This is a genomic window from Bacillus sp. AC266 (assembly GCF_979253805.1).
Window position 1 is genome coordinate 292710 of sequence record NZ_CEEDEC010000002.1, and the last position, 9541, is coordinate 302250.

The window sequence follows — 9541 nt, forward strand, 5'->3', positions numbered from 1 at the left end:
CAATGATGAAAGTGAATAAAAAACAAGTTATCAAATTACTAGAGACAATCGGCCTATTTATGGAACTAAAGGGCGCGAATCCATTTAAAATATCTGCATTCCGTAAAGCGGCGGCAGCATTAGAAAGTGACGATCGTAGTCTTTCTGAGATTGAAGATTTCACGAAGATTCCGGGCATTGGAAAAGGAACAGCAGCAGTTATTCAAGAATATATAGAATCGGGAACATCTGAAGTATTACAAGAGCTTGAGAAAGAAGTGCCAAGTAGCTTATTACCGTTATTAAAATTACCAGGCCTTGGTGGTAAAAAGGTAGCTAAGTTATATAAAGAACTTGGTGTTGTTGATATGGAATCGCTAAAAGCGGTTTGTGAGGAAAATAAAGTACAAGCTTTAGCAGGTTTCGGTAAGAAAACAGAAGAGAAAATATTAGAAGCAATTGATCAAGTAGGCTCTCGTCCAGAGCGTTTACCAATTGCGATGGTATTGCCTATTGCCGGGGAAATAGAGGAGAAATTGTCGAATGTTGCTGAAATAATTCGTTTCTCACGCGCTGGTAGTTTACGCCGTGTTCGTGAGACAGTGAAGGACTTAGATTTCATCATTGCAACGACAGAGCCAGCAGTAGTGCGTGAACATTTACTACAATTTGATAATATGATTGAAGTGATTGCAAGTGGAGATACGAAAGTATCTGTTCGTCTTCAATATGAATATGATATTTCAATTGACTTCCGCTTAGTAAAACCAGAAGAATTTATTACAACTCTTCACCATTTCACAGGATCAAAAGACCATAACGTAAAAATGCGCCAAATTGCGAAAGATAGAGGCGAGAAAATTAGTGAATACGGTGTGGAAATCTTAGAGACAGGTGAAGTGAAAACATTCGAAACAGAAGAAGCATTCTTCGCCCACTTTGGCCTTCCATTCATCCCACCAGAAGTGCGTGAAGATGGAAAAGAAATTGAATTAATTAAAGAGTATCCGAACTTAATTCAGTTCTCTGATATACAGGGTGATTTACATATGCATACAACGTGGAGTGACGGTGCTTTTTCAATTGAAGAAATGGTGCAAGCGTGCCGCGCTCGTGGATATAAATTTATGGCAATTACTGATCACTCGCAATACTTGAAAGTAGCAAACGGTTTAACGAAAGAGCGTCTTCGTGAACAAGCGAAAGAAATTGAACGTATGAATGAAAAGTATCCAGACATTACAATTTTGCGCGGGATTGAAATGGACATTTTACCAGATGCGACACTTGATTTTGACGATGAAGTATTAGCAGAACTAGATTATGTCATTGGAGCCATTCACTCTAGCTTCTCACAAGACCGTGAAACGATTATGAAGCGTCTTCGCACTGCACTTGAGAATAAGCATGTCACAATGATTGCTCATCCGACAGGACGTCTTCTTGGGCGCCGTGAGGGTTACGATGTAGATACAGATTTATTAATCCAGCTCGCAAAAGAAACAAATACAGTTTTAGAATTAAATGCAAATCCAAACCGTCTAGATTTAAGCGCGAAATTATTAAAACAAGCACAAGATGCTGGTGTAAAAGTAGCGATTAATACGGATGCCCATACACTTGAAATGTTAGAAGATATGGAAACAGGTGTAGCAGCAGCGCGTAAAGGTTGGATTCAAAAAGATAACGTGATTAACACATGGGATATTGAACGTTTATTAGACTATATTAAACGTAATAAGTAATACAGGGGGGACCTGCAACATGTTAGAACGAACGTTGCGTGTATTAGAATACAATAAAGTAAAAGAACAATTACTTGAACATACAGCATCTTCACTTGGTCGTGATAAAGTGAAGAATTTAGTGCCAAGCACAGATTTTGAAGAAATTGTGGAATTGCAAGAAACAACGGATGAGGCAGCGAAAGTCATCCGTTTAAAAGGACATGTACCACTTGGAGGGATTTCTGATATTCGTGCAAATATTAAGCGTGCGAAAATTGGAAGTATGTTAAGTCCTCATGAATTAATTGAAATCGCAAGTACGATGTACGGTAGTCGCCAAATGAAACGTTTCATTGACGATATGATTGACAACGGTGTTGAGCTTCCAATTTTAGAAACACATGTCGCACAAATTGTGTCTTTATATGATTTAGAAAAGAAGATTACAAATTGTATTGGTGACGGCGGTGAAGTAGTCGATAGCGCAAGTGACAAATTGCGTGGTATTCGTAATCAAATTCGTACTGCGGAAAGCCGTATTCGTGAGAAATTAGAAAACATGACGCGTTCTTCAAACGCGCAAAAAATGTTATCAGATGCAATTGTAACGATTCGTAACGAACGCTACGTAATCCCGGTAAAACAAGAATACCGCGGCGTATATGGTGGTATTGTTCACGATCAATCTGCTTCTGGACAAACATTATTTATCGAACCGCAAGTAATCGTGGAATTAAATAACGCACTTCAAGAAGCACGTGTGAAAGAAAAACAAGAAGTAGAACGCATTTTAATGATGTTAACGGAAGAAGTAGCAGTGGAAGCTGATATTGTTTTATCAAACGTAGAAGTAGTTGCAAATCTTGATTTTATTTTTGCGAAAGCTCTTTATGCGAAGCGAATTAAAGCGACGAAGCCAATCGTAAATAATGAACGCTACATGGATTTAAAACAAGCACGCCATCCGCTTATTGATCCGGAAATTATCGTGCCAAATAACATTATGCTTGGTAAAGACTTTACAACAATCGTTATTACAGGACCGAATACAGGTGGTAAAACAGTTACACTTAAAACAGTCGGTATTTGTGTCTTAATGGCGCAATCTGGTCTTCATATCCCAGTAATGGATGAATCAGAGATATGTGTATTTAAAAACATCTTTGCTGATATCGGTGATGAGCAATCGATTGAACAAAATTTAAGTACATTCTCTTCTCATATGGTAAACATTGTAGATATTTTAGAAAAAGCTGATTTTGAAAGTTTAGTCCTATTTGATGAATTAGGTGCTGGGACAGATCCGCAAGAAGGGGCTGCACTAGCGATTTCTATTTTAGATGAAGTATGTAACCGTGGTGCTCGCGTTGTTGCAACGACGCATTACCCAGAATTAAAAGCATATGGATACAATCGTGAGCAAGTTATTAATGCGAGCGTTGAGTTCGATGTGAATACATTAAGCCCAACGTACAAATTATTAATCGGTGTACCAGGACGTAGTAACGCCTTTGAAATTTCGAAGCGTCTTGGTTTGTCTGATCGCGTTATTGATCGCGCTCGTAACCATATTAGTACAGATACGAACAAAATCGAAAATATGATTGCAAAGCTAGAAGAAAGCCAAAAAAATGCAGAGCGCGAACGAAAAGAAGCGGAAGAGCATCGTAAGCAATCTGAAAAACTTCATCGTGAATTACAACGTCAAATTATTGAATTTAACGATGAGCGCGATGAAAAATTATTAAAAGCGCAAAAAGAAGGGGAAGAAAAAGTCGAAGCTGCAAAGCAAGAAGCAGAAGGCATTATTCAAGAACTTCGTCAATTGCGTAAAGCACAGCTTATAAACGTGAAAGACCATGAGCTTATTGAAGCGAAGAGCCGTATAGAAGGTGCGGCGCCAGAGCTTGTGAAGAAACAAAAAGTAAACGTGAAAAACACAGCGCCAAAACAACAGTTACGATCAGGTGATGAAGTAAAAGTGTTAACGTTCGGTCAAAAAGGTCAATTACTTGAAAAAGTAAGTGATACAGAGTGGAGCGTACAAATTGGTATTCTGAAGATGAAAGTGAAAGAATCCAATATGGAATACATTAATACACCGAAGCAAACTGAGAAAAAAGCAGTCGCAAGTGTGAAGGGTAGAGATTATCACGTGTCGTTAGAGCTAGACCTTCGCGGCGAACGTTATGAAGATGCAATGATGCGCGTTGAAAAATATTTAGACGATGCACAGCTTGCAAGCTATCCTCGTGTATCAATTATTCACGGTAAAGGAACAGGAGCGCTTCGCCAAGGTGTACAAGATTACTTGAAGAAACATCGCGGTGTGAAAACCTACCGCTACGGTGACATGGGCGAGGGAGGCCTAGGCGTAACAGTTGTCGAATTAAAATAGCAAACAACCAAACAAAAGGGGAAACCATTATATGTTTATGGACAAACTTGCAAAAGTATTGTTAGCTTGTTGCGGAATATTTTTGGTAATTGGGGTTATTTATTTAGTTGTTTTTGCGAAGTAAAGGAGCGTCAATCTTGGCATAATGATATTGCCATGGATTGACGCTTTTAATCTATAAGAAAAGGAACAAAACATGAAAATCAACCAATACATAAGCGAAGCAAAATCCTGCTCAAGACGTGAAACAGACCGTCTCATTAAAGCAGGACGTGCCTGTATTAACGGTGAAGTATGTACACACGGTGCACTCGTTAATGAAGGTGATATTGTAACAATTGATGGGCAAGTTATTGCAAAAGAAGAGAAAGAAAAGGTGTATATTGCCTTCCATAAACCAGTCGGAATTACTTGTACAGCAGCCAAACATATTGAAGATAATATTATTGATTATATCGATTATCCAGAACGAATCTTTCCTGTTGGACGATTAGATAAAGCATCGGAAGGACTCATCTTATTAACGAATGACGGTGCGATTGCGAATCAAATTTTGCACGGTGATCATGAGCATGAGAAAGAATATGTTGTCGCTGTTGATAAGCCGTTTACAGATTGGTTTATTGATGAGATGTCCAGCGGTGTAAAGATTAAAGATGGAATGACGAAGCCATGTAAAGTGACGAGAGTTAATCAGTCTACATTCCGCATCGTTTTAACGCAAGGAATGAATAGGCAAATTCGTAGAATGAGTCGTGCTTTCGGATTTACTGTAACAAAGCTAAAGCGAGTACGCATTATGAATATAGAGCTAAATGAGCTTGAAGCTGGAAAATGGCGAGACATTACACCTAAGGAATTAGAAATATTAATAGGGCAGTTATAGGGAGGAAAGTTTTCTCCCTATATTTTTTTGTCAGAAAAAATAAAACTATTGATTTTTTAAAAAATAGCCCATATAATAAAAAACAACAAGTTTCGACAACATATTTTATAAAAGTAATGATGAGGACATGAGTTGTTTTTGACGATTCTCAGAGAGGGAAGCCTTAGGCTGTGAGCTTCCTAATACGGAAAGACAAACTTACCACCTCTAAACTTCAAGAGTGAACTGCAGATGCATTGTAATTCTTGGCGGATAAAACCGTTATCAATTTACACGAGCTATAAAATGAGCTTATTTCGTTATAAATTCATTTTATTAGAATAAGGGTGGAACCACGATTTCAACACTCGTCCCTTTGTTAGGGACGGGTGTTTTTTGCGTTCTTTTACGGGGAAGTATGCTTGAAAGAGGATATGTGACGGATTTTAATTCAGAATATTTTGTCAATAAAATAATTAGGAGGTAGTAGAAATGAAGTCATCTTTAAAGTTTTCTGAGATGTTTGCAATAAGCTTAATGTTATTTGCACTGTTTTTCGGTGCCGGTAATATGATTTTCCCACCAGCGTTAGGGCAAGGTGCTGGAACAGATGTATGGATCGCGTTATTTGGCTTTATCGTAACAGGTGTAGGACTGCCTTTATTAGGAGTTATTGTTATAGCTCTAAAGGGAGATATTAATGAATTAGCAGGACGTGTACATCCTGTATTCGCGCTAATTTTCATTACTGCAATTTATTTATGTTTAGGCGTATTTGTTAGTGTGCCACGTACAGGGACTGTTGCTTATGAAATGAGTGTTGCACCGTTTTTACCAAGTGAGATAGCTGGTCAATCGTATCCACTTGTTATCTTTACATTTATTTTCTTTGCAGTAACTTTCTATTTAGCATTAAACCCATCGAAATTAGTGGGGCGCATTGGTAAAGTGTTAACTCCAATTTTATTAGCTGTTATTGCAATTATTGTAGCGAAAGCAATTATGACTCCAATGGGGGAGTTTGGTGCCCCTACAGAAGCGTATAGTGCCCCGCTCTTTAAAGGTTTTATTGATGGATATTTAACTTTAGATGGACTTGCAGCACTTGTTTTCGGAAATGTTGTGATCAATGCTTTAAAAGCAAAAGGCATTACAAATAAGAACAGTATTGCAAAAGTAACAATCTTTGCAGGATTTATTGCAGCACTTGGCTTACTTCTTGTTTATTTAGCACTTGCTTACCTTGGAGCTTCTAGTGTTTCACTTGGAATGGGAGCAAACGGCGGAATTATTTTAACAAACGTCGTGAATCATTTATTTGGTAGCTACGGAACATTATTACTAGGGATCGCAATTACAGCAGCATGCTTAACAACTTCTGTCGGTATTGTTGCAGCTTGTGGAGAATATTTTTCTTCGTTATTACCAAAGCTTTCTTATCAAAAAGTCATTTTCATTTTCTCTTTATTAGCATTTATGGTAGCAAATCTTGGTTTAACTCAGTTAAACGCATTAGCATTACCAATCTTAATTGCAATTTACCCAATTGGTATCGTACTGATCGTATTATCACTTGTTGAAAACTATATTCGTCTTCCATTAGCTATGTATGTAGGCGGTATTGTAGGCGCATTTGCAATTAGCTTCTTTGATGGATTGCATAATGCCAATCTTCAAGTAGCGGCCCTTGCTCCTATTTTAGATAAAATTCCATTATATAGTGTAGGGATTGGTTGGTTAGTTCCGGGTATCATTGGAATTGCAATTGGATATGTAGTTTCTTTATTTCAAAAGCAAGAAATTGCTGTAGAAAAATAAGGGAAAGAGGCTTTCTTTAAAAGAAAGCCTCTTTTTTTGTAGAAAAATCATATATAGAAGAATTCAGATATTAAAAATTTTATACGTAATATAGTTGACAAAAAAATTACCAGTAGGCTAAGATTGACTTAGTTGTGGAAATATTGGAAGGGAAGAGGTTTTCTATGACTATATCATTTTTGTAAGAAGAGGTGATAAAACGATAGAATTAGGCGGTTTATTTTTTTTGAAATTCGTTGAGAATGATAATCAATAAAATGATGAAAGAGTTTTATGTTTATTCTTATAGGAAAAATTGGTGGGATTATTTTTTTGTCTATCAATGAGAATGATAATCAATACATTTCTAACTACATAGTGTTACTCATTATAAAATAGAGATAGAAAGATTATTTTTTTTCTTATATATTGAGAATAATTATCATTTTCAAAAAGAAAAACAAGGAGGCAGTAAGGTAAATGAGAAAGTTTTCGGTATTACCCGCTTTTATTATGACATTCGTATGTATGCTAGCTTTTCTCGTAGTACCATTCGGACAAGCTTCGGCAAATGTAGCTGACGGTACTTACGATATTAACTATGTCATACAAAAAGCAGAAAATGATTCAGCTTCAATGGCAAATGATTATTTTGAAAAACCAGCTAAGTTAATTGTAAAAAATGGTGAGATGAGAGTACAAATTCCTATGAATCATAGTGCTTGGATTACAGAATTTAAAGCACCAGAGAACGGGAACTTTGTTGATGCAAAAGTTGTTAGTAAAGATGAATCTGCAGATAAAAGAACTGTAGAGTTTAAAATAGACGACTTATCTAAACCAGCAGCTGTAAAAATTCATGTTGTTGTACCGAACGTAAATTATGACCATAACTACACAATTCGCTTTGCGTTTGATGCAAATGTAAAAGCGGTAGGTGGAGAGAATAAGGCAACTGCTGCAACAAAAAATGAAGATCAAACTCAAAAAAATACACAAGTAAAAGAAGAAGTGAAGAAAGAAGAGAGCAAAGAAACAAACAAAGAAACAAACAAAGATGTAAATAAAGATGTAAATAAAGGAACAAATGAAAGTGGGAAAGCTGAAAAAACAGATAACCCAAAAACAAGTGATGAAGCACGTATCGGATTATTTGCAGCATTACTTCTTATTTCAGGTGTTTTCTTAATTCGTAAAGTACGTCAAAACTAAATAAAGGAGCGGTATTCTATTGAATAAATATCTTAAAATTGTTGTTGCGATGTTTTTAATGGTATTTACATTCGCATCAACATTACACCCCCTTGCAGTTCAAGCTGCTAGTCAACTAGCTGACGGTGAATATTCAATCGGTTTCAAAGTTCTTAAAGACACATCAGATGAAGAATCCATGATGAATCAATACTCTGTAAGTCCAGGAACTTTAAAAGTGAAGAATGGGAAAAAGAAAGTATCCTTTACGTTAGAACATAGTTCATGGATTACAAAGTTTGAAACGGAAAAAAGTGGTCAGTTTGTTGCGACAAATGTAATTAGTGAAGATCAAGAAAAAGATACAAGAGTCGTAGAATTCGATGTGGACGATGTAGAGAAGGTATTAAATGCGAAAGTAAAAGTAGACATTGATTTTTTAAATTATCATCATGACTATGATGTGCGTATTGCATTTGATCAAAATAGTATTACACCGATTCATGTAGAACAACCAAATGAAAAAGAGGACCCAGCTAATAAGCCAGATCCAAATGAAAACCCGGATCCGAGTCAGAAGCCCGACCAAAAGCCTGACCCAGATCAACAACCAAATTCTAACACAATTAAAGATGGAGAGTACAGCATTCCATTTAAAGTGTTAAAAGATCAAACAGATGAAGAATCTAAGATGAATACTTACATGGTAAATCCAGGGGTATTAAAAGTAGAAAACGGTAAGAAAAAAGCAATTGTAACGTTAAAAAATAGCTCATTAATTAAAAATTTCCAAACGGAAAAAGATGGCGCATTTGCTGATGCAAAAGTAGTGAGTGAAGATAAAGAAAAAGATACAAGAGTAGTAGAATTTGAAGTAGACGATTTATCTAAAAAACTAAATACAAAAGTATTTATTGAAGTGGCATCACAAGGTTACAAGCAAACACATAATGTACAACTTTTATTTGAACAAGATAAACTTGAACAAATTAAAAATGAAGAGAAACAACCGGAAGTAGAAAAACCAGATACTGAAACAATTAAAGATGGTGAGTACAGCGTTCCGTTTAAAGTGTTAAAAGATCAAACAGATGAAGAATCTAAGATGAATACTTACATGGTAAATCCAGGGGTATTAAAAGTAGAAAATGGTAAGAAAAAAGCAATTGTAACACTAAAAAGTAGCTCATTAATTAAAAATTTCCAAACGGAAAAAGATGGTGCGTTTGTTGATGCAAAAGTAGTGAGTGAAGATAAAGAAAAAGATACAAGAGTAGTAGAGTTTGAAGTAAACGATTTATCTAAAAAACTAAATACAAAAGTATTTATCGAAATGGCATCAAGAAACTATAAGCAAACACATGATGTGCAACTTTTATTTGAACAAGATAAGCTTGAACAAATTAAAAATGAAGAGAAACCAGAAGTAGAAAAACCAGAAGTAGAGAAACCAGAAGTAGAGAAACCAGAAGTAGAGAAACCAGAAGTAGAGAAACCAGAAGTAGAGAAACCAGAAGTAGAGAAACCAGAAGTAGAGAAACCAGAAGTAGAGAAACCAGAAGTAGAGAAACCAGAAGTAGAGAA

6 protein-coding genes and 1 other annotated feature are annotated in these 9541 nt (G+C 36.1%); all 6 genes read left to right on the forward strand.

The genetic code is table 11. The features are described 5' to 3' along the window. The first annotated feature begins 5 nt into the window (after positions 1-5). Positions 6-1724: a DNA polymerase/3'-5' exonuclease PolX gene (gene polX / locus AC0IXC_RS09030; protein WP_033709473.1), complete on the forward strand. Its 1719-nt coding sequence runs from the start codon at positions 6-8 to the stop codon at positions 1722-1724. Positions 1725-1743: 19 nt separating this feature from the next. After that, complete coding sequence (locus AC0IXC_RS09035) at positions 1744-4104, forward strand: endonuclease MutS2 (RefSeq protein ID WP_471652837.1); 2361 nt, start codon at positions 1744-1746, stop codon at positions 4102-4104. A 196-nt stretch (positions 4105-4300) separates the two neighbouring features. After that, positions 4301-4990: a 23S rRNA pseudouridine(2604) synthase RluF gene (locus AC0IXC_RS09040; RefSeq protein WP_215590238.1), complete on the forward strand. Its 690-nt coding sequence runs from the start codon at positions 4301-4303 to the stop codon at positions 4988-4990. Positions 4991-5097: 107 nt separating this feature from the next. Continuing rightward, positions 5098-5348 (forward strand) — a binding site (T-box leader). A gap of 113 nt (positions 5349-5461) precedes the next feature. After that, positions 5462-6787 (forward strand): branched-chain amino acid transport system II carrier protein BrnQ6, encoded by a 1326-nt coding sequence (brnQ6, locus tag AC0IXC_RS09045; protein WP_033709474.1) that lies wholly within the window; start codon positions 5462-5464, stop codon positions 6785-6787. A gap of 459 nt (positions 6788-7246) precedes the next feature. Beyond that, the gene (isdC, locus tag AC0IXC_RS09050) at positions 7247-7978 is read left to right on the forward strand and encodes a heme uptake protein IsdC (protein ID WP_002034251.1); all 732 of its coding nucleotides are present in this window, start codon (positions 7247-7249) and stop codon (positions 7976-7978) included. Positions 7979-7997: 19 nt separating this feature from the next. Further along, positions 7998-9541, forward strand: a 1544-nt coding sequence (locus tag AC0IXC_RS09055) for an NEAT domain-containing protein (protein ID WP_471652838.1), incomplete at its 3' end; no start/stop codon positions are given.

Coding starts and splice junctions, on each gene's coding strand:
- polX (WP_033709473.1), top strand. CDS start 6: ATGAAAGTGAATAAAAAACAAGTTATCAAATTACTAGAGACAATCGGC.
- AC0IXC_RS09035 (WP_471652837.1), top strand. CDS start 1,744: ATGTTAGAACGAACGTTGCGTGTATTAGAATACAATAAAGTAAAAGAA.
- AC0IXC_RS09040 (WP_215590238.1), top strand. CDS start 4,301: ATGAAAATCAACCAATACATAAGCGAAGCAAAATCCTGCTCAAGACGT.
- brnQ6 (WP_033709474.1), top strand. CDS start 5,462: ATGAAGTCATCTTTAAAGTTTTCTGAGATGTTTGCAATAAGCTTAATG.
- isdC (WP_002034251.1), top strand. CDS start 7,247: ATGAGAAAGTTTTCGGTATTACCCGCTTTTATTATGACATTCGTATGT.